The 20,423-nt window shown below is 70.9% G+C and carries 16 protein-coding genes and 1 pseudogene; 13 read left to right on the top strand and 4 right to left on the bottom strand.

The features are described 5' to 3' along the window. Positions 1 to 64: 64 nt before the first annotated feature. Positions 65 to 1,042, top strand: coding sequence for a UDP-N-acetylglucosamine 4,6-dehydratase (inverting) (gene pseB, locus Q9G87_RS31155; protein ID WP_305920086.1), 978 nt, complete (start codon positions 65 to 67; stop codon positions 1,040 to 1,042). Beyond that, on the top strand, positions 1,042 to 2,166 hold the full coding sequence (locus tag Q9G87_RS31150) for an aminotransferase class I/II-fold pyridoxal phosphate-dependent enzyme (protein WP_305920085.1): 1,125 nt from the start codon (positions 1,042 to 1,044) through the stop codon (positions 2,164 to 2,166). Before pseB ends, Q9G87_RS31150 begins: the two co-directional genes overlap by 1 nt. Here Q9G87_RS31150 and Q9G87_RS31145 read toward each other — a convergent pair. The 3 genes from Q9G87_RS31145 to Q9G87_RS31135 form a co-directional block, all read right to left on the bottom strand. Then, positions 2,163 to 4,049, bottom strand: coding sequence for a glycosyltransferase family 2 protein (locus Q9G87_RS31145; protein ID WP_305920084.1), 1,887 nt, complete (start codon positions 4,047 to 4,049; stop codon positions 2,163 to 2,165). The genes Q9G87_RS31150 and Q9G87_RS31145 overlap by 4 nt on opposite strands. A 15-nt stretch (positions 4,050 to 4,064) precedes the next feature. Beyond that, on the bottom strand, positions 4,065 to 5,666 hold the full coding sequence (locus tag Q9G87_RS31140) for a class I SAM-dependent methyltransferase (protein ID WP_305920083.1): 1,602 nt from the start codon (positions 5,664 to 5,666) through the stop codon (positions 4,065 to 4,067). A gap of 88 nt (positions 5,667 to 5,754) precedes the next feature. After that, positions 5,755 to 6,678, bottom strand: coding sequence for a hypothetical protein (locus Q9G87_RS31135; RefSeq protein ID WP_305920082.1), 924 nt, complete (start codon positions 6,676 to 6,678; stop codon positions 5,755 to 5,757). 161 nt (positions 6,679 to 6,839) lie between these two features. Here Q9G87_RS31135 and Q9G87_RS31130 point away from each other — a divergent pair, with 161 nt between their 5' ends. From Q9G87_RS31130 to Q9G87_RS31085, 10 genes are all read left to right on the top strand, one after another. Further along, the gene (locus Q9G87_RS31130; protein ID WP_305920081.1) at positions 6,840 to 7,088 is read left to right on the top strand and encodes an acyl carrier protein; all 249 of its coding nucleotides are present in this window, start codon (positions 6,840 to 6,842) and stop codon (positions 7,086 to 7,088) included. Beyond that, positions 7,063 to 7,911: an SDR family NAD(P)-dependent oxidoreductase gene (locus tag Q9G87_RS31125; protein ID WP_305920080.1), complete on the top strand. Its 849-nt coding sequence runs from the start codon at positions 7,063 to 7,065 to the stop codon at positions 7,909 to 7,911. The genes Q9G87_RS31130 and Q9G87_RS31125 overlap by 26 nt, the downstream gene beginning before the upstream one ends. Next, entirely contained in the window at positions 7,908 to 9,266 is a 1,359-nt protein-coding gene (locus Q9G87_RS31120; protein WP_305920079.1) for an AMP-binding protein, read from the top strand. Before Q9G87_RS31125 ends, Q9G87_RS31120 begins: the two co-directional genes overlap by 4 nt. An 833-nt stretch (positions 9,267 to 10,099) precedes the next feature. Further along, a complete protein-coding gene (locus Q9G87_RS31115; RefSeq protein WP_305920078.1) occupies positions 10,100 to 11,128 on the top strand; it encodes a LuxE/PaaK family acyltransferase in 1,029 nt (342 codons plus the stop codon). 140 nt (positions 11,129 to 11,268) lie between these two features. Further along, positions 11,269 to 12,474 carry an acyl-CoA reductase gene (locus tag Q9G87_RS31110; RefSeq protein ID WP_305920077.1) on the top strand — a complete coding sequence of 402 codons (1,206 nt, stop codon included), beginning with the start codon at positions 11,269 to 11,271 and terminating at the stop codon, positions 12,472 to 12,474. A 66-nt stretch (positions 12,475 to 12,540) separates the two neighbouring features. Further along, positions 12,541 to 14,718: a hypothetical protein gene (locus Q9G87_RS31105; protein ID WP_305920076.1), complete on the top strand. Its 2,178-nt coding sequence runs from the start codon at positions 12,541 to 12,543 to the stop codon at positions 14,716 to 14,718. Positions 14,719 to 14,828: 110 nt separating this feature from the next. Further along, positions 14,829 to 16,046, top strand: coding sequence for a glycosyltransferase (locus Q9G87_RS31100; RefSeq protein ID WP_305920075.1), 1,218 nt, complete (start codon positions 14,829 to 14,831; stop codon positions 16,044 to 16,046). A gap of 8 nt (positions 16,047 to 16,054) precedes the next feature. Next, positions 16,055 to 16,753, top strand: coding sequence for a class I SAM-dependent methyltransferase (locus tag Q9G87_RS31095; protein ID WP_305920074.1), 699 nt, complete (start codon positions 16,055 to 16,057; stop codon positions 16,751 to 16,753). Positions 16,754 to 16,787: 34 nt separating this feature from the next. Beyond that, entirely contained in the window at positions 16,788 to 17,462 is a 675-nt protein-coding gene (locus tag Q9G87_RS31090) for a polysaccharide deacetylase family protein (RefSeq protein WP_305920073.1), read from the top strand. 29 nt (positions 17,463 to 17,491) lie between these two features. Next, positions 17,492 to 18,979 carry a hypothetical protein gene (locus tag Q9G87_RS31085; protein WP_305920072.1) on the top strand — a complete coding sequence of 496 codons (1,488 nt, stop codon included), beginning with the start codon at positions 17,492 to 17,494 and terminating at the stop codon, positions 18,977 to 18,979. Between the two features lie 36 nt (positions 18,980 to 19,015). Here Q9G87_RS31085 and Q9G87_RS31080 read toward each other — a convergent pair whose 3' ends face one another. Next, a complete protein-coding gene (locus Q9G87_RS31080) occupies positions 19,016 to 19,936 on the bottom strand; it encodes a CHRD domain-containing protein (protein ID WP_305920071.1) in 921 nt (306 codons plus the stop codon). A gap of 204 nt (positions 19,937 to 20,140) precedes the next feature. On the opposite strand from Q9G87_RS31080, the pseudogene Q9G87_RS31075 reads away from it, so the two are divergent. Continuing rightward, positions 20,141 to 20,423: pseudogene (locus tag Q9G87_RS31075) on the top strand (DUF1996 domain-containing protein); the annotation flags it as partial.

Genomic DNA, 20,423 nt, shown 5'->3' with positions numbered 1-20,423 from the left:
GATCGCGCTATGCTACCGCCGAGCATGACGACAACAGTGCGTAAGCGCGAATTTCGGGGGGCACGTGAGCATTCTCAGCGGATCATCAATTTTGATCACCGGCGGGACGGGGTCCTTCGGCAAGGCCTTCATCCGCCACGCTCTCGACACGCTCGGGGTGCGCCGCCTGGTGGTCTTCTCCCGCGACGAGCTCAAACAATACGAGAGCAGGCAGCTCTTCAACGACGACGAGCGGCTGCGCTGGTTCATCGGGGACGTGCGGGACCGCGACCGGCTGACCCGCGCCATGCACGGCGTCGACCACGTCGTGCACGCCGCGGCGCTCAAGCAGGTGGACACGGCCGAATACAACCCGTTCGAATACGTCCGCACCAACGTCGCCGGATCACAGAACGTGGTGGAGGCCGCCATCGACTGCGGCGTGCGCAAGGTGGTCGCGCTCTCCACCGACAAGGCGTCCAGCCCGATCAACCTCTACGGGGCCACGAAGCTCGTCGCCGACAAGCTGTTCGTGTCGGCCAATCACTACGCCGCCGCGCACGTGACCCGCTTCGCCGTGGTCCGTTACGGCAACGTCGTGGGAAGCAGGGGCTCGGTGGTGCCGCTGTTCCTGCGCCTGGCTGAGCGGGGCGCCAGCCTGCCGATCACCGACAAGCGCATGACCAGGTTCTGGATCACGCTCGACCAGGCGGTCAGGTTCGTGGTCGACTCGTTCGACCTGATGCGGGGCGGCGAGCTCTACGTGCCGCGCATCCCCAGCATGCGCATCACCGACCTGGCCGAGGCGCTGGCGCCGGACAGCCCGATCTACGAGATCGGCATCCGTCCCGGAGAGAAGCTGCACGAGGAGATGATCGGCCCGGACGACGGCCGCAGGGCGTTGCGGCTCGCCGACCGCTTCGTCGTCCAGCCCACGATCGCGACGTGGGGCTACAAGCCACCGCAGACCGGCGAGATGCTGCCGGAGGGTTTTGCCTACCGCTCGGACACCAACGACGAGTGGTTGTCGGTGGACGACCTGCGCACCCTGGTGGCCGGCTGATGCTCCCCTACGGGCGGCAGTCGATCGCGGAGTCCGACGTCGAGGCCGTCGCCGAGGTGCTGCGCGGCGACTGGCTGACCACCGGGCCCGCGGTGGCCGCGTTCGAGGCGGAGCTGGCCCGCTGGACGGGCGGCGTGCCGTGCGTGTCGGTCACCTCGGGCACGGCCGCGCTGCACGTCGCGTACGCGGCGGCGGAGGTGCGCCCGGGCGACGAAGTGATCACGTCGCCGCTGACGTTCGTGGCCACGGCCGCCACGGCGGCGCTGCTCGGCGCGCGGGTGGTCTTCGCCGACGTGCAGCCCGACACCGGCAACCTCGACCCGGACGCCGTGGCCGCGCTGGCCGGCTCCCGGACCCGGGTGATCACGGCCGTGGACTACGCCGGCCACCCCGCCGACTACGACGAGCTGCGGGCGGTCGCAGACCGCGTGGGCGCGTCGCTGGTGGGGGACGCGGCGCACTCGATCGGGGCGGCCTACAAGGACCGGCCCGTGGGGTCGCTGGCGGACCTGACGACGTTCTCGTTCTACCCCACCAAGACCGTGACGACCGCCGAAGGCGGCGCCGTCGCGGCGGCCGACCCGGAGCAGCATGCGCGGGCGGCCCGCTTCAAGAACCACGGCCTGGTCAGAGAGCCCGCCGAGCAACGCGAGCCGGACGTGGGCGGCTGGCACCAGGAGGTGCACGCGTTCGGGCTCAACTACCGGCTGCCCGACGTGTTGTGCGCGCTCGGCATCAGCCAGCTGCGGCGGCTGGCCCGCTTCCGCGAGCGGCGGCGCGAGCTGGTCGCCCGCTACAACCTGCTGCTGCGCGAGGTGCCGGGGCTGCGGTTGCCCGCGCAGCGGGCCTACGTGTCCCCGAGCTGGCACCTCTATCCCGTGCGCGTCCGCGACGGTCGGCGGCGCGAGGTCTACGAGCGCATGCGGGCGGCCGGCATCGGCGTGCAGGTCAACTACATCCCCGCCTACTGGCATCCGGTCTTCGCCGACCTCGGCTACCGGCGCGGCCTCTGCCCGCGCGCCGAGGCCTACTACGCCGAGGAGTTGTCGCTGCCGCTGTTCCCCGATCTCACCGACGCCCAGCAGGACCGGGTCGTGGAGACACTGGCGAAGATCCTGGCCTAACGTTCGGCGAGGAGCAGGCAGCCGTCCTCGCCCCGGTCCACCAGAAACCGCCGCTCCGCGATGGTGGCGACGGGACGCTGGCGGGTGCGCACCAGCGGGCGCAGCGCCTTGCCCTGGTCGATGACGACCTCCCAGCACGACTCGTCGCCGACCCGCTCGTCGACGTCCGCCAGCGGCACCCGGGCGTGGAAGTCCCGGCCCGACAGCGCCACCGGGAAGTACATCTCCTCGCCGTCGCTCCTGCGTCTCAACCGCAGCACCGGCTCCCCGTCGCCGACGTCGGACATCTTCCCCGAGAACACCAGGTCGCCGTCGTTCACCCGGCACTCCGCGATGATCGCCTCCGCCGTACGCAGCCGCAGGCCCCAGGAGCCCTTGACGCTGCGTACCGGCACCAGCCACACCCCTGACCTGCGGCGTGGCGCCGGGATCTCGGGCGGCAGCCAGCGCGGCCCGCCCACCCTGCCGTCGAGCCGCAGCCCTTGACCCTTGAGCTCGAGCCGCAGGTCCCAGAGGCCGCGCCTGGCGAGCTGAGCCGCGGTCAGCGCGTCCGGGTCGAGGGCGAACCTGAACGGGAACACGTGCTGGGGCAGCGTGTCGCCGTCCTCGTCCGTCAAGTGCTCCCAGACCGGCGCGGAGTCCTGCTCGCCCAGCTGCACGGTCTCGCCGGTCCTGCGTTCCTCCAGCCAGACGCGTACGCGTGCCTGGCTCAGCGCGCCGACGTCGAAGCTGCCGACGCCCGCCCAGCCCGCGCCGGCGAGCCGGCCGTCCCGCCAGTCGAGCTCCACGAGCCTGGCGGACAAGTCCAGCTCGGCCGACACCTCGGACAACTGTCCGGGCATCCATGGGTGGCGGCCGTACCAGCGCCTGCGCACGAACCCGGCCGGGCGCATCCGGGGCCGCAACCGGCCGTCGCGGACCTGGGCGTGCACGTCGGCGAGCTCGGCCAGGCGGCGCTCGTGCAGGAGGTGGACCTGAAGCCGGTGCGCGAACGGCACGCTCTGCCACGCCTCGCGCGACACACCGTCGAGATAGCGGACGATCAGGTCGATCAACGCGGGGTCCGCCGAGGCTCCCATGGCGGCCACGGCCTCCACCGCGACACTCATGTCGATCTCCATCGTGTCGCGGTCGAAGTCCGGCTTGAGCCGCGGCGCGCGGCGGGCCACCAGGTCGGCGGTCTCCAGCACCGACAGGAGGCGGTCGCGCAGGTTGCCCGGCTCCAGGCGGCGCTGGGTGATCGAGGAGCCCGGCTCGTCGCGCTGCCGCCAGTGGTAGACGACCTTGGCCAGCACGTCCACCGAGCGCGCGCCGACGTGGGCGGCGATGGCGACGGGCTGGTCCTCGTACATGCGCTCGGGGAAGCTCAGGCCGAGCTCCTCCCAGAAGGAGCGGCGGTAGATCTTGTTCCAGAGCATGCGGTCGCGGATCAGCAGCCGGTGGCGGGTGATGTGGGTGCCCTTGACGGGCTTGGCGAACGCCTCCTTGTGCGCCCATGAGCGGACCAGCAGGTTCCTGTAGAGCCGCATGACGTTTCCGCAGGCCAGGTCGGAGCCCGAGGACTCGAGCGAGGACACCAGGCGGCCGAACGCGCCCGGGGGGACCGTGTCGTCGCCGTCCACGAAGGCCAGGTAGCGGCCGGTCGCCTGGCGCAGGCCGACGTTGCGGGCCCGTCCCACACCCTGGTTGTCCTGGCTGATGAGACGGATGCGGCGGTCGCCGGCCTGCCGGTCCCTGACGACGGCCGGGCCGCCGTCGTCGCTGCCGTCGTCCACGCAGATCACCTCCAGATCCTTCAGGCTCTGGGCGGCGATGGAGTCCAGGCAGGGTCCGATGTACTTCTCGACGTTGTAGAACGGGACGATGACCGACAGAACCGGCACCTGTACTCCTCCTCGTCAGCCGGACAACAAGCGGAACACTTTGCGGGCGACCCTGCGCGGGCGGGCCAGGCGGCGCGAGAGCCGGTAGCCGAGCGTTCTGCGGTAGGCGATGGCCTTGCGATGCGTCCTGCGCAGCTTGGCCCTGGCCCTGACCAGCTCACGTTCCCGGTAGGACAACTTGGTCTCCAGGCGCGCGACGCGCGCCAGGGCGGCGGTGAGCTGGTCGGTCAGGCGGTCGCGGGCGCCCACCAGGTCGCGGTACGTCGGCGCCTGCTCCGCCAGCTCGACGGGCTGCCCCAGCTCGGCGTCGAGCTTGCGGGCCCGGTCGAGGTCGCCCGGATCGCAGGGGCGGGCGGCCATGCCGCACAGGGTCAGCGTGAGCTGGTCCGCCTCCAGCGGCCATGGCCACGGGTGATGGTGGCCGGCCGCCAGCAGCCTGACCGCGAACCGCCGCAGGATCCGGCACAGCACGACACGCGGCTCGGGGGGCGTGGACGGGAGCGCCGCCATGGGGCCGATGGCGGCGAACCGCTCGCCGTCGTACACCAGGCTGTCGGTGCCGGCGGCCGCGTCGCCGCCCTGCTCCAGCCAGGTGGCCAGGTTTTGGAGCAGCTCGCGGACGGTCTTCACGTCCTCGCGGGCGCATGCTTCGACGAGGATCTCTTCGACGACCCGGCCTGTGGGGACGGGGTACTCCGCGCCGTCGGGGAGGTGTTTGAGTCCGGCGCGGGTGAGCTCGTACAGGGCCGGCCCTTCCTCGATGAGGCCGAGCGGCAGCTCTCCTGCGTCGTCGGCGCCGATCGGGCTCTCGCTGACCAGCCGAGGGCGGGTGGCCACGGCGAGCCACAGCGGAGCGAGCTCCTCCCCCAGGCGGTGCCGGAACACCAGGCGGGTCAGGCGCAGCGGGTCGGCCACCAGCATGCCGTCACCGCCCCAGGAACTCAGCGGGAACGTGAGCGCGTCCGGCAGCTCGGCGGTCAGGGCCTCGCGAGCGAGCAGGGCACGAGGCGCCTGCCGGCCCGGGTACGCGGCGTAGCACCGCTGCACCGTCAGGCCCGCCGACTCCAGCCCGGCGTCCAGGGCCCCCGGTCCGCTGGGGTAGCTGGGGTCGAAGCCGTGCGGGGCCCACTGGTCGTCGGCGCCGTCCCGGTCGGCGGGCCGGGCCTCGACGAGCCGGTCCACGCCGAGGTCGTTGCGTACGCCGAGCACCAGGCGCCCGCCCGGCGCGACGAGTGCGGCCAGCGCGTCGAGTGACTCGATCCAGGCGGCGGCCGGCGCCTCGGCGGAGTGCGTACGCAGCAGGCCGTCCAGGGCCAGCACGAGGTCGTACGGCTCGTCTGCCGCGAACACCTCGAGCCGTCCGCAGAAAACTGCCAGCCCCGGATGGCGTTCGCCGAGCGCGCAGGCGTCGGGGTAGGACCGCAGGAGCACGGCCGCCGAAGGGGTATGCGCCGCGGAGACGTGCGCCGCAGAGACGTGCGCCGCGGAGGCATGTGCCGCGACCTCGTCCACGACCAGCTGCGGATGCGGTCCGACCAGCAGGACCCGGCCGCTCGGCGGGAGCATCCGCCTGATCAGCTCCAGTGCCGCGCCCCGCCAGTCTGTCGCACCACCCATGTTGGACATGTCAGACCAAAGCAGCATCTCACCGCCGATCAAATGCACGTTCTCGGGCGCCTCGCCACTCATACACGTGTTCATGGCCTCACTCCGTCCGGCGGCTCGGTCGCCCGGACGCCGCCGCCTTCCCCCGCGCTGGTCGCTTCGTTCCCGCCTCTGCTCCAGGCGGCGTCGCTCCCTCGCCCACCCGCTTCCATCCGAACATTCGCCGTAGCTCCTCCGGTGTCGCCTGATACTCGAATCCCAGCTCGCGCCGCGCCACCTCGGCCGCCAGCTCCGGATCGACGCGTGTGCCGTGCAGCTCGGGCCAGAGCCGCATGCGGCGCGCCGTGCCGCCGTACTCGGGACGTTCGTCCTCGAACTGCATCGGGTCCCCGTACACGGCCACCTCGCACCCCACTGAGGCGCCGTAGAACAGCGCGCTGCCGAGCCGGTTGGAGGCCACCCTGCGGTGGCGCCGCAATTGGACCAGCTGCTTGCGCAGGAAGTCCCGCCCCTTGCCCTCCCAGCGGGATCCGCGCTCGCCATGGCAGATGACTCGAAATCCCCTCGATTCGTACGCCCGCCGAATGTCCGGATTTGCGAATTCCAACCAATAAAGGCAGACCGTGACCGGACCGGTCTCGACATTTCGGATTTCGTCGGCCAGGCGGGCGTGGTCGCCAGTGACGGAATACTTCTCCCAACCATGAAAGGGATACCAGATCGTACCCTGGCGCTCCGGCGTCACGCCCAGCTCAGGCTCCAGATGAAGGAGGTAAATCCAGGGGGCGCCGATGAGGTAGTGCCCCCTTCTGCCCATCGACCAGCCGCGGCGGCGCAGCACGTCGGACCAGATGAAGCGGGGGTATCCGGGGCTGCACCAGTGGTCGTTCGGGGGAAATCCATGGAGATAGTTCCATCCGTGCTGAAGGAATCCTTGGATGCGTTTTGGCACCTCGTCGGGCAGGCCGCAGTATCTGGCGAGTATGCGGGAGTGCCCGTACCAATGATTGGATTCGTCCATCATTCCCCCTGTAGTGGTTCGCGCTCCCCGGCCGACATTCCCAGCGCCCAACGTGCCCCACTCGCCGTTATACGGTTCCATTACTCGAGACGGGGGCTTGGTTTCTCCGGACCCGGAAATGCCGCTACACTACGTCGTGGCTTGAGGACAGAGAGTGAGTGATCATGAGTCATCTCGATCGCCTGCGGGCCGTCTTCCGCAGGGCGCTCAACCTTCCCGCCGACGCCGATGTCGACGGCCTCCAATACCGGGCTGTCCCACAGTGGGACTCGCTGGCCCACATGGCGTTGATCGCCGCGATGGAGGACGAGTTCTCCATCATGATCGACACCGACGAGATGATCGACATGAGCTCGTTCGCGAAGGCGGCCGAGCTGCTGGAGAAGCATGGCATCGGCGCCGCCGCCGTCTGAGCCCGGCGCAGCCGTGCCGCCTGCGCCCCGCGCCGCCATCTCGTCAGAGCCCACTACCACCACGCCGCCGCCGTTGTCGTCGTCGTCCGAGCCACGTGTCGCGCTCGTCACGGGATCGACGGCGGGCATCGGGCGGGCGATCGCGATGTGGCTGGCCGCGACCGGATACGCCGTCGAGGTGCACGGCCGCGACGAGGAGCGTGCGTCCAAGGCCGCCGCCGAGGTGGCGGCGCAGACCGGCGGGCCGGCTCACCCGGTCCACGGCGACGTGGCGGACCCATCGCTCGTCTCGGCCATGATGCGGCAGATCTACCAGCGTCACGGCCGGCTCGACGCCCTCGTGATCAACGCCGGCATCCACGCCGCAGGCCCGCTCGGCATGATGCGCCACGACACGATCAACCGGCTGTTCGAGGTCAACGCCATGGGCGCGACACACACCCTGCAGGCCTCGCTCAGACTGCTGCGCCGGGGGACCTTTCCCGCCGTGGTGCTGGTCTCCTCGGTCATGGGCCGCGCAGGCGGCCGGGGACAGGCGGTCTACTCCGCGACCAAGGGGGCGGTCATCGGCCTCGCCCTGGCCGCGGCCAAGGAGCTGGGCCCGGCCGGGATCAGGGTCAATGCCGTGGCTCCCGGCTACATCCGGACGGACATGCTCGCCACGCTCGACGGCGACGCCCGGGAGGCGACGATCGCGGCGACCCCGCTCGGCCGGCTCGGCACACCCGACGATGTCGCCGGTGCCGTCGCGTTCCTGCTCTCGCCCGCCGCGGCTTTCATCACCGGGCAGGTCGTCGGCGTGGACGGCGGGCTGACGCCATGACCTTCGCCAAGCCATCGCCACCCCCGCAGGCCGGGCTTCGGGGTGCAGTCTTCCCGCACTCGGAGGCGCGGCTCGTGGTGGCCGGGGAAGCGGCGGGCCTGGGCGGCTATGCCCTGGGCAACCACATCACACGCACGGCGGAGGCTCTTTCCCGGCTGCGGCCGGGGCCGCTGTTCTGCGGGATGCGCAACAACCTCGCCTCCGTGCTGCGTTACCTCGCGGCCTGGCGTTCCGGCCGGCCGATCGCACTGCTGGATCCGGACCTCCCTGCCGGGATCCTGGCCGATCTGGTGGGCCGGTTCCGGCCGGCCGCGCTGGTCGGGTTCACGCATGCGGCCGACGGCTCGCCTCCGGCGCGGCGCGACGTGCCTGATCCGCATCCCGACCTCGCCATCCTGCTCGCCACCTCAGGCTCCACCGGCAGCCCCAAGCTCGTGCGCCTGTCCCGCCAGGCCGTCCTGGCCAACGCCCAGGCCATCGCCACCGCGCTGTCCATCACGCCCGGCGAGATCGCGCCCACGAGCCTGCCGCTGCATTACAGCTACGGCCTGTCCGTGCTCAACAGCCATCTGACGGCGGGCGCGACCGTGATGCTGACCGAGGCGGGGCTGTTGGAGCGGTCGTTCTGGACGCATCTGGACGCGCACCGGTGCACGTCACTGGCCGCCGTCCCCTACCAGTACGAGATGTTGCGCCGACTCCGCTACGACCGGTCGGAGCATCCGACGATCGCCACGCTCACCCAGGCCGGCGGGCGGCTGAGCCCTGAGCTGATCGCGGAGTTCTCGGAGAAGGCGGACCGGTTCTTCGTCATGTACGGCCAGACGGAGGCCACGGCCCGCATCGCGATCCTGCCCCCGGACCGGCTCGCCGACAAGCCGGGCTCGGTGGGGGTGGCCGTTCCTGGGGGGCGACTGGACGTCGAGGACGGCGAGGTCGTCTATCACGGCCCCAACGTCATGATGGGATACGCGGAGACGGCGGCGGACCTGGCCCGAGGGGACGATCTGGGCGGTGTGCTGCGCACCGGCGATCTGGGGCGTCTGGACTCCGAGGGCTTCCTCTTCATCACGGGACGGCTCAAGCGCATCGCCAAGATCTTCGGCGTACGGGTGAACCTGGACGACGTCGAGCGCCTCCTGCGGGACTCCGGGCCGGTGGCGGCCACCAGCGGGGACGACCGGGTGACGGTGTGGGCCGAAGGGCTGGACGCGGCCGGGTGCGTGGGACTTGCGCGGCGGCTGGGGGCCGAGCTGCGGGTGCACTGGAGCGGGTTCGACGTACGCGGCATCGACCGTCTCCCCCTGCTGGCCACCGGCAAGATCGACTACCGTGCCCTGGAAGCCCGCTCATGACAGCCTCGTCGTTCATCGGGGTGCTGGGCGCACCGCGCCTCCTTGGTGTTGTGCGCGTCCCAGGGTCAGGCGCCACCCCCCCATCGGACGGCCTAGCGACGCGTCGTGGAGGGCACGACGGCGGCGCTCTGCACGCCGCCTGGCAAGACGATCGGCGCGACGCCGGCCAAGCCCATGCACAAGGCGGTCCGCTTCCCGGGGGCGGGTCCACTTCCCGGGGGCGACGCGGTCCCGGGGGCGACGCGGTCCCGGAGGCGGCGCGCGATCCCGGGGGCGACGCGGTACCCGAGGGCCACGCGAACCCGGGGGCAACGCCCGATCCCGGGCGCATCGCGATCGCGGGGGGCAATGCGATCGCAATCGCGATCCGGTGGGGCGACACGATCCTGGAGGGCGACGCGCGATCCGGGGGGCGACACGATCCCGGAGGCGACACGATCCCGGAGGCAACTCGCGATCCCGGAGGCAACTCGCGAATCCCGGAGGCAACGCGCGATCCCGGAGGCGACGCGATCCCAGGGGGCGACGCGCGATCCCGGGGCGACGCAATCCGGGGGGCGACGCAATCCGGAGGGCGACGCAATCCGGAGGGCGACGCAATCCGGGGGGCGACGCAATCCGGAGGGCGACGCAATCCGGAGGGCGACGCGCGATCCCTGGGGCGATGCGGTCCCGGGGGTGGCCCGCGATCCCTGGGGCGATGCGGTCCCGGGGGTGGCCCGCGATCCCGGAGGGGCAATCCGCTATCCCCGAGGCGACGTCTGCCGGGGACAGCGCCGGGGCAGGTGGGCGGGCGCGTGGTGGTGTGTGGTCAATGACGTGGGGGGCGTTGGGTGAGCGTATTCACGATGGATGAGGCCGAGCGGGAGGCAGCGCTGGTGCCCGAACTGGCCGCCCTGACCGAGCAGCACAGGGCGGCCTGCCGGCCCTACCGTCGGATTCTCGACGCGATCGGTGCGGTGCAGCCCTACGAGCGCCTGATGGACCTGCCGTGGTTGCCGGTGCGGCTGTTCAAGACGCACGAGTTGCGCAGCGTGCCGCAGGAGCAGGTGTTCAGGGTACTGACCTCCAGCGGGACGACCGGGCAGCAGCCGAGCCGGGTCTATCTGGACCGGGAGGCGGCCGCGGCGCAGACGCGCATGCTGGCGGCCACGCTCAGGGTGGTGCTGGGTGAGCGGCGGCTGCCGATGCTGGTCGTGGACACCCGTTCCGTGGTGCGCGATCCGACGTTGAGCGCTCGCGGGGCCGGGGTGCTCGGGATGATGAACTTCGGCAGGGATCACACGTTCGTGCTGGACGAGCAGGGGCGGGTGGACGCGGAGGCGGTCAAGGGGTTCCTTGAGCGGCATGGGAGCCGGCGGTTCCTGATCTTCGGGTTCACGTTCATGGTGTGGCTCTGGCTGCGGGACCTGGGGGCGGATCTGTCGCAGGGGGTGCTGATCCACTCCGGTGGGTGGAAGCGGCTGGCCGAGCAGGCGGTGGACAATGCCGAGTTCCGGCGGCGGCTGGCGGCGGAGTGTGGGCTGACCAGGGTGCACAACTTCTACGGGATGGTCGAGCAGATCGGGACGATCTTTCTGGAAGGGCCCCATGGGGATGGGCTTTACTGCCCCGATTTCGCCAATGTCGTGATTCGTGATCCGGAGACGTGGCAGGAGGCGCCGAACGGCGTGCCCGGGCTGATCGAGGTCGTCAGCACGCTGCCGACGTCGTATCCCGGTCATGTGCTGCTCACGGAGGATCTAGGTGTGGTGCGGGGCGTCGACGACGGGGCCTGGCCGGGGAAGCGGTTCGAGGTCCTCGGCAGGCTGCCGCGAGCGGAGGCACGGGGTTGCAGCGACACCATGGGGCAGGCCGGCTGATGCGGTACATGTCCGGGGCGGATACCGGCGCGTCAGGGGCGGGTGGCGGCACCTCACAGGCGCGTGGCGGCGCGTCCCGAGCGGGTGGCGGCGCGTCCCGAGCGGGTGGCGGCGCGTCCCGAGCGGGTGGCGGTGCGGTGGTGCGGGTGCGGTTTCCGTGGGAGGAGCGCGTACCCGTGGAGGTGCTGCTCGGGCAGGTGCGGGGCCGACTCGAGGTCGGGGATCAGCGGGTTCGGGAGTTCCTGGCCGAATTCGGCAGGCGGCTGCTGCGGCCGGCTCTGGCCCGGCGGCACCCTGAGCTCGGGTCGCTCGGATTCTTCCTGCGGCCCAGCGAGCTGGCCCGCACGATCGACGGGATGGCCGGCGAGCACGTACGCGTGCCACGCGGCCTGATCTTCCACATCCCGCCCGCGAACGTGGACACGGTCTTCGTCTACTCCTGGGCCCTGTCGGCCCTGATGGGCAACCGCAACGTCGTACGCCTTTCGCCGCGTTCCGGCGCGGTCGCCGAGGCGATCGTCGAGACGCTGCAGGAGGCGCTGCGCGAGGCCGACCCCGTCGTCGGCCAGACACAGCGGATCATCTCCTACGAACGCGAAGCCGAGGCCGTCACCGCCGCGCTCTCCGCGGCCTGCGACCTGCGGGTGGTGTGGGGCGGCGACCGGACGGTGCAGGACGTGCGGCGATACCCGCTCCCCCCGCATGCCCGTGACCTGGTCTTCCCTGATCGTTCCTCGTTCGCCGTGATACGGGCGGCGGCGTGGTTGTGCGCGCCGCGAGCCGCGCGGGTGAGCGTGGCGGAGGGGTTCGTCAACGACACCTACTGGTTCGACCAGGCGGCCTGCTCGTCGCCGCGGACGGTGTTCTGGGTGGGCGCGGAGGTCGATTGCGACGCGGCGCGGGCCGACTTCATCGATCACGTGTCGCGGGTGGTCACGGCACGCGGCTGGGGTGTCGATGCGGCAATGGCCGTGGAGAAGCGGGTCTCCACCTATGGGCTGGCCGCGGAAGGAGTCGCGCGGAGCGTGGAGTTCCGCGGGAACGCGCTGGCCAACGTGACCCTGGCGGCCGCCGACCAGGCGCCGAGGCGGTGGCTGGGCGCGGGGACGTTCGCCCATGCCAGGCTCGGCTCGCCGGCCGAGCTGGCGGGACTGGTCGAGCGACGGGATCAGACGATGACCCATTACGGCTTCGGGCGGCAGGAGTTGGAGGAGCTGGCGAGGGCTCTGGCGGGGCGCGGGGTCGACCGCATGGTGCCGGTCGGCAGCGCGCTCAGTTTCCATCGGGTGTGGGACGGGGCCGATCTGCCGGCCGAGTTCACCCGGCTGGTGACGGTGGTCCGATGACGATTGTTCGCACGGTGGTCCGATGACGATGGTTCGCGCGGTGCTGTGCCGGTGGTCCTCGGTTTCATGACGATCGCGCCGCTCAAGAGCACACATGCCGCTCCAGCGCGGTCCTCGGGCCGCCGGCTGAGCCCGGGGTTGTGGCCTGCGGGGATCGTGGCGGCCGGTGCGGTGGCCGTGTTCCTGTGGTGCGGGGTCTCGGCCCGCGATCTGGCGGCGTTCGCGGCGTACGTCGGGCTCGGGGTGGCGTTGCCGGGGACCCTGCTCTGGCGGGCGCTGACAAGGGGCGGTCGGTCGACGGCCGAGGACGTCGCGGCCGGTCTTGCGCTCGGCTACGCGATAGAGGTCTTGGCCTACATCCCGGCGAGGGCCGCCGGGATGCCGCTGCTCGTGCTGGTCCCGCCCGTCGCCGTGCTCGGCACCTTCCTGATCGCGCCGGGGCTGCGGCGGCATTGGCGGGGCCGGGCCGTCGCGGAGCGGATGCCCGGGTGGTGTGCATGGGTGCTGGCAGGGGTGATCGGATACCTGATCACGTGGAGCACGTTGTCCCTGTACCGGGTGCCGATCGCGAGCGCGTACGTGGACATGCCCTACCACCTGGCCCTGGTCGGCGAGGTCAAGCACCATTTGCCGCCCACGCTGCCGTCCGTGCTGGGCGAGCGGCTCTGTTACCACTGGTTCGTCTATGCCGACATGGCCGCGACGAGCTGGGTCACCGGGATCGAGCCGGTGACGCTCGTGTACAAGTTGTCCACGCTGCCGATGATGGCGGCGATGGTCGTGCTGGTGGCGGTGCTGGGGCGGTGGCTCGGGGGGCGCTGGGGGGCCGGGGCGGCGGCGGTCGGAGTGACGTACTTCCTGCTCAGCCCGGTCCTGCAGGATGGCGTGTCCTTCACGGCGCGCTCGATGTTCACCGCCTGGGCGAGTCCCACACAGACGTTCGGGGCGTTGTTGTTCGCGCCCGTGGTGGTGTTGCTGGTCGCCGGCTGGTCGCGGCGAGGGTGGGTGGCGCTGGTCGTGCTCCTGCTGGCGTTGACCGGGGCGAAGGCCACCTTTCTGCCGTTGCTGCTGGCGGGCTTGCTGGCCGTGGTCGCCGTGCAGTGGGTCGTGGGGCGGCGGCTGCCGCGCAGGTGGGCGGCCGCGGCGGCGCTCACGTTGGTGTGCCTGCTCATCGCCCAGTTCGTGGTGTTCGGGCGGGGGTCTCATGGGATGGCGGTCTCGCCGTTCGCGACGATGCGGGTGGTGTGGGGGACCGTGGCCGGCATCGAGATGCCCGCACTGGCCTCCGCGTCTCTGGGCCCGTTGGTGGTGCTCACCGTCGTGCACCTGTTCTGCCTGGGTTGTGTGTGGGGTGGGGTGGCAGGGCTCGGGCGCCGGGCGCTGGAGCCGCCGATGGTGTTGTTGCTCGGGATTGGTGTCGCCGGAATCGGCGCGGCCACGCTGCTGGGACATCCGTCGGAGTCGCAGCTCTATTTCCTGGAAGGCGTCCGGCCCTACCTGTCGATCGCGGCCGTGTGCGGGACGCTGGCTCTCCATTTGGAGGGCCACGCGGGCGCGACCATGAACAAGTCCTGGCGGGCCGTGGCGTGGACAGGGGCCGGGGCGGGCGCCGCCGTGGTGGCAGCGCAGCTCGACGTGGCTGGGGATGCGCTGGAGCGGGTCGTGGTGCCGTACCTGCTGCTCGCGGTCGCGGCAGTGGTGGTGTGGCGGTGCGGGTCCGTGCTGGCGGTGGTGGCGCTGCTCGCGGGGTATTCGGTTCCGGCCTCCGTGCGCTACGTGGTCGCGCACGTCACGCCTGCGCCGGGGGGACGTGAGCGGCTGATCCCCGACGGCGCGCTGGAGGCCGGCCGGTGGTTGCGCGAGCACTCCTCACCCGCCGACGTGGTGGCCACCGACCTGCATTGCCGTCCCGTCGCGCCGCATCCGTGCGACAGCAGGCACTACTGGGTGTCGGGGTTCACCGAACGCCGGGTGCTCGTGGAGGGCTGGGGGTACGCCGAGAGCACGCAGTCACGTACGCAGTTGTTCGTGACGTCGTACCTGTCGGTGCCGTTCGCAGACCCTGCCCGGCTGGCGGCGAACGACGCGGTGTTCGCGGCGCCGACGGCGGAGAACGTCCGGCGCCTCGCCCGAGAATATGGGGTCAAATGGCTCTTCACCGGGCGAAATCCGAACCTATGGAAATTCGCCCGGATGCGGTTCCGCAGCGCGTCCATCTCGGTTTACGAACTCACCGAAAGGTAAAGTCACTCTCCGCTCAGCGGAATGGTGAGGGGAAACCCCGCGCGGCCCGTTGGACATCCCCAGCAACATTTCCCTGGACGTACGGCCACAGGCAAAGGATCAGGGAATTCATGGACACGCGTGCCGCCACGAAGCCGGCCCCCCGCGTCCTCGGCACCGCGGCCCGGCTCGCCAGCGTCGACATCGTCATCCCCGTGCTCAACGAGGAGCGTGCCCTGCCCGGCTGCGTGCGTACGCTGGCCGCTTTCCTCGACGACCGATTCCCGCTGCCGTGGCGCATCACGATCATGGACAACGGCAGCACCGACGCCACCTGGCCGCTCGCCGCCGCGCTGGCCGGGGAGTTCGACCAGGTGCACGCCCGCAGGATCGACGTGCGCGGCCGGGGCGCCGCGTTGCGCGCGGCCTGGCGCGACAGCCCGGCCGACATCGTCGCGTACATGGACGTCGACCTGTCCACCGACCTCGACGCCCTGTTCCCACTGGTCGCGGCGGTGGCCAGCGGACACTCTGAGATCGCCATCGGCACCCGGCTCGCGCACAGCGCGCGCACCCGCCGCTCGCTGCGCCGCGAGGTGGTGTCGCGTTCCTACAACGCCCTGCTCAGGTACGGTTTCGGCGCCGGGTTCAGCGATGCCCAGTGCGGTTTCAAGGCGGCCAGGACCGACGTGGTGCGGCCGCTCATGGACAAGGTCGAGGACAACGGCTGGTTCTTCGACACCGAGCTGCTCCTGCTGGCCGAGCACAACGGGCTGCGGGTGCACGAGGTGCCGGTCGACTGGATCGAGGACATCGACTCGCGCGTACGCGTGGTCAGGACCGCGGCCGACGACCTGAAGGGGCTGGCCAGGCTGGCGTGGTCGATGTCGACGGGCCGGGCCGGCGTCCGGGTGAGCAGGTCCGAGCCCGTGCCGCGGCATCCGGACGCCGTCGTGGCCCGGCCGCGGGCGGTGACGCTGGCGAGATTCACCTCATTCGCCGCGATAGGCGTGTTGTCCGTCATCCTGTTCACGCTCATTTACCTCCCGCTGCGCGCATTCTGGTCTCCGGCCACCGCGAATTTGGCCGCGCTCGTGCTCACGGGAATCGTCAACACCGAGGCGAATCGCCGGTGGACGTTCGGCCGGGTGCGACGCAGCACCATGCATGTCCGCGCGACGGCGCTTTCCGCCACCACCTATGCGCTCACCACTGCCGCCGTGCTGGCGGTACCGCCGGAGGCCGGGCGAGCGGCCGAGGTCGGGGCGGTCGTGGCCACGTACTGCCTGCTGACCGTGATCCGCTTCACCGCGCTGGACCGCTGGGTCTTCTCCCGCACGAGGGGTTGAACACACCGATGGAAGCCACAGAGATCCGCCGCCTGATCGCGCTGGAGAACCACCACTGGTGGTACCGCGAGCGCCGGGCCATCCTCCGCCGAGAGCTGCGTGGGCTCGGCCGTCCCGGGCGGGCGCTGGACATCGGCGCCGCCGGCGGCGGGAACACCAGGGTGCTGACCGAGGCGGGCTGGGACGCGACCGCGACGGACAGCAGCGAGACGGCCGTCGAGCTCGCCAGGCAGCGTGGCGTCAAGGCCGTGTGGGCGGACGCGCGGGCGCTGCCGTTCGAACGGGACAGCATGGATCTGGTGACCGCGTTCGACGTGCTCGAGCACATTCGCGAGGACCACCTGGTCACCGAGGAGATCGCCAGGGTGTTGGCGCCGGGCGGGCACGCGTTGATCGCGGTGCCGTGCGACATGGCGCTGTGGTCGGCCCACGACCACGCCGTGGGCCACGTCCGCAGATATCACCGCGACTCCCTGACCGGCGTCGTCGAAAAGGCGGGACTCCAGGTTCAGCGGGTCTGGAGCTGGAACGTTCTCCTGCGGCCCCTCGTGGTCCGGCACCGCCGCCGCTCCCGGGGCAGCGACCTGCGGAAGATGCCCGCCGTGGTCAATGCGGGCCTGTCGGCGATCGTCGCGGCCGAGCGCTACCTGCCGGTCAAGTCGCTCAAAGGCGTGAGCTTGTTCCTGCATGCCAGGCTCGGGGCGTGAGAACGGCGGACGGCGTTGGCCTAGGCTGTCGTTTGTGGTGATTCACGCCTTACTCGCAGCCTCGCTGGCCCTGACCTCCGCGCCTGCCGCTGCCCACGCGCAGATCGACTGCTCCCGGGTGAAGTGCCTGGCGCTGACGTTCGACGACGGTCCGGGAGAGACCACGCCCGCCCTGCTCAAGACGTTGAAGCAGGCGGGGGCGAAGGCGACCTTCTTCCTGGTCGGCAAACAGGTGGAGGCGCGTCCGAAGATCGCCGCACAGGTGGTGGCGCAGGGGCACGCGATCGGCAACCACAGCTACTCGCATCCCTCGCTGCCGACGCTCCTCGACGACGAGATCGTCGCGGAGCTCGCGAGCACCCAGGAGATCATCCAGGAGGCCACGGGGCGGTCGCCGGTGATGTTCCGCCCGCCGTACGGGCACACGGACGAGCGGGTGCTGGGACTGGCCGACCAGGCAGAGCTCGCGCAGATCATGTGGACGGGCACGACGCTCGACTGGCAACTGCGTGACGCCAAGAAGATCAAGGCGGCCGTACTCAGGCTGGCCCAGCGCAACGGCGTGATCCTCATGCACGACACGGTCCCGGCGACCGTGAAGGCCATGCCCGGCATCGTCAAGGAGCTCAAGAAGCGCGGCTACCACCTCGTCACGGTGCCGACGCTGCTGCGCGGCAAGGGGCCGAAGGCCGGAGTGAGCTACTTCTAGGGGCCCTCCGGCAGCTCGGGATCGGAGACATGGGGAACGACACGACCGTCGAGAAGCCCAAACCGTGGGCTGCCCTCGCCACCTTCCTCGCCGTCCAGGCGGTGCTCGGGTGCTGGTGGGCGGCCTTCTACCCCGGCCTGTTCAGCCGCGACTCGGTCCTCTACCTGAGCCACACCGTCGTCGGCCCCTGGGTGAGCGACCATTCCGTGGTCTACGACGCGCTGCTGTGGCTGAGCTTCCGGACGACCGGCGACCTGGGCGTGGTCACGTTCGCGCAGACCACGGCCATGGCGGCGGCGCTGACCTTCCTGGCCCAGTCGCTGAAGGCGCTCGGCGCCCCGCGTGCGCCCACCACGGCGGTGGCGGTGCTCATACCGTTGGCGCCGCCTGTGGGGGCATTCGCGGTCACGATGTGGAAAGACGTGCCGTTCACGATCTGCGCGGTGGCGATCGCGGGGGTGTGCGCGCGCTTCGCGGCCCGGCGCGCGATCACCTGGCCCGGGCTGGCGGGGCTCGGGGCGCTGATACTGGCGCTGGGGTTGTTCCGCGCGAACGGCTTCCTCGTCGTGGGCGTGGCCGTCGTCGTGCTCGTGCTGGTCGTCACGACCATGCGGGTACGCCTGCTCCTTGCCGGCACGGTCGCGGCGGCGCTTCCGCTCGTGCTCACGAACCTCGTCTTCCCCCAGGTCGGCATCGTCGCCCCGTCGAAGACGTACGTCTACCACACGGCCTTCGGGGACATCGCGGTGGCGTTCCGGGACCGGCCCGACCTGTTCAGCGCGCAGGACAAGACGTTGATGGCGTCGGTGGCGCCGCTGGAGCGGTGGTGGTGGGGCGGGACGTGTTACACGATCAACCCGCTGATCTGGCGGGGCGACTTCAGCTGGCAGCAGGCCGACGCGCACACCACCGAACTGCTCGAGTTGTGGAAACGACTGCTGCTCAGCGAGCCGCGGCTGATCGTCGACGCGCGCCTCTGCCGAGGGGCGATCGCCTGGAAGCCTGTGCAGGATCCCTTGATGACGGGTGGGGCGACGTATCGTTTCTCGCGCCGGCCCACCGCGGACACCTACGTCGGGCCGGCCAAGGTGCCGGACTTTCCCGGACGCCAGGTCTACACGCTGCGACCGCTGTCGTCGGAGCTGAACCAGGTGGCCGATCGGTGGCTGACGGCTTCGCTGGAGCCCGAGTACGACTGGGCGTTGTGGCGGGGGGCGTCGTGGGCGTACCTGTCGTACCTGGCCGTGGCGCTGGGGGCGGTGGTGTTGCGCAACCGGTATGTGGTGGGGGTGGCGGCCGTGGTGGCCGGGCAGCAGCTGGCGGTGCTGGCCAACATCTCGGCGCAGGACTTCCGGTACATGGCCTCGCCGATCTTCGTCGGGGTGCTTCTGGTGCCGTTGCTCGTGAGGAGCGCGGGCATGCTCGTGGCCCGGCTCGTACGGCCGGCGCGTCCCCAACCCGTGCCGGAGCCTGCCGAGGGTGAGCAACCGCCGCGTGCCGACACCCCGCCGGCCTGACCGGCGAGGCGTCTCGGCGTCGGGTTCGGGAGATCTCTACCAGCCGCCCCTGTAGAGCTGGCCGCGGACCGCACCGCCGGGGAACTCGGCGTTGTGCAGGTTGGCGTACCAATTCTTGGGGTTGTTCTTGATGCGGAAGGCGACCTGGGAGGGAGCGGTGGCGGTGCCGGCCAGGCCGTTCACCCCGGCTGGCAGGCCCTTCTCGGCGGCGAAGAACGGCACCGCCACGGGGCCGTTCTTGCCCTTCGGCGCGCGGTGGATGTGGGCGGCGGTCGGCGCGGCGACGCGGTTCCAGGCGGTGGCGAAGTGCACCTTGGTGCCCTTCACCCAGACGAGCCAGGCGGCGCGCCCGTCCGGGTCGCCGACCTTCATGCCGGGCGCCGGCACCTCCTGGTCGCCGTCGGCCACCGCGGTCAGCGTGCTGCGATTCCCGACGGCCAGCACGGACTCGAGGACCACCGGCCGGACCCGGTGCAGCTGCGCGCGTACGGCGCCGCCGGGGAACTCGCCGGTGTGCAGGTTGGCGTACCAGCCCATGGGGTTGTGCATGATCCTGTTGAGCAGCCCGAGGTCCTTGACGTAGACGGTGCCCTTGATCGCGCTGAGCGAGGCGGGCAACGCCTGGCCGAAGAACGGGATCCGGACGTCGCCATTCTGGCCGGCGTCGCCCCGGTGGATATGGAAGCCGGTCGGCGGGGCGACTTTGTGCCAGCGGATGGCGTAGTCGACGCGGTTGCCATGGATGCGGAACACGGCGATCGCACTGCCGTTGCCGTCACCGACCTTCATGCCCGGCGCGGGCACTTCGTTCTTGCCGTAGAGCTTCGCCGCGAAGTACATCGGGGTGCTCGACTCGGCCTGGGCGGCGGCCGGGCTGAGGGAGGCGTTGATCAGCCCAGTGGAGATCAACGCCGTGGCGAGCGCGAGGCCGGGGACGGTGAGGATGCGCTTCGTCATGATCGACCCTTTCGAGGCCTCACGAGGTGAAGCCCCCATAGCGGAGGTGACGCAGGGTGGTACGCCCCGCGTCGTCCGCTGGGTTCAATCCGGAAATGTGGATAAATACGCATTCGAGCCCGGCCACGGCCGGATGAACCCTTCGGTTTGCGGCGCCGTACCTCTCGAAGATCGGACTATCCCGACACCAGAAGGAGGGGTCGCATGCGGATTCCATCGGGGGGAAGACGATTCAGACCGTGGTTGGGGGCCGTTTCCCTGGGCGGGAGCATCGCGCTCGCCCTGTCGGGCTCCCCGGCGTTCGCGCACGCCGGCACGGCCGCAGCACAGAGCATCGTCTGCCCAGGCGTCGCCGACAAACTTCCCCAAATACCGGCCACCGCCCAGGCCGAGGTCGACCGCAACCTCGCCCTCCTGGACAAACAACTCCAGGAAGCCAACGACCGACTAGCCCGCTCCGTCGGCCAAGGAGGCCCCAACTTCGTCC

It is taken from the genome of Nonomuraea turcica (genome assembly GCF_030718205.1).
Lineage (GTDB): Bacteria > Actinomycetota > Actinomycetes > Streptosporangiales > Streptosporangiaceae > Nonomuraea.
The sequence above is the reverse complement of the archived record's forward strand: the minus strand, read 5'-3'. Positions and strand labels throughout refer to the sequence as shown.

Bases quoted from the DNA above. Each gene is read 5' to 3' on its own strand.
- Q9G87_RS31105 (WP_305920076.1), top strand. From the start codon at position 12,541: ATGACGATCGCGCCGCTCAAGAGCACACATGCCGCTCCAGCGCGGTCC.
- Q9G87_RS31085 (WP_305920072.1), top strand. From the start codon at position 17,492: ATGGGGAACGACACGACCGTCGAGAAGCCCAAACCGTGGGCTGCCCTC.
- Q9G87_RS31150 (WP_305920085.1), top strand. From the start codon at position 1,042: ATGCTCCCCTACGGGCGGCAGTCGATCGCGGAGTCCGACGTCGAGGCC.
- Q9G87_RS31120 (WP_305920079.1), top strand. From the start codon at position 7,908: ATGACCTTCGCCAAGCCATCGCCACCCCCGCAGGCCGGGCTTCGGGGT.
- Q9G87_RS31125 (WP_305920080.1), top strand. From the start codon at position 7,063: ATGGCATCGGCGCCGCCGCCGTCTGAGCCCGGCGCAGCCGTGCCGCCT.
- Q9G87_RS31135 (WP_305920082.1), bottom strand. From the start codon at position 6,678: ATGATGGACGAATCCAATCATTGGTACGGGCACTCCCGCATACTCGCC.
- Q9G87_RS31140 (WP_305920083.1), bottom strand. From the start codon at position 5,666: ATGGGTGGTGCGACAGACTGGCGGGGCGCGGCACTGGAGCTGATCAGG.
- Q9G87_RS31095 (WP_305920074.1), top strand. From the start codon at position 16,055: ATGGAAGCCACAGAGATCCGCCGCCTGATCGCGCTGGAGAACCACCAC.
- Q9G87_RS31100 (WP_305920075.1), top strand. From the start codon at position 14,829: ATGGACACGCGTGCCGCCACGAAGCCGGCCCCCCGCGTCCTCGGCACC.
- Q9G87_RS31080 (WP_305920071.1), bottom strand. From the start codon at position 19,936: ATGACGAAGCGCATCCTCACCGTCCCCGGCCTCGCGCTCGCCACGGCG.
- Q9G87_RS31130 (WP_305920081.1), top strand. From the start codon at position 6,840: ATGAGTCATCTCGATCGCCTGCGGGCCGTCTTCCGCAGGGCGCTCAAC.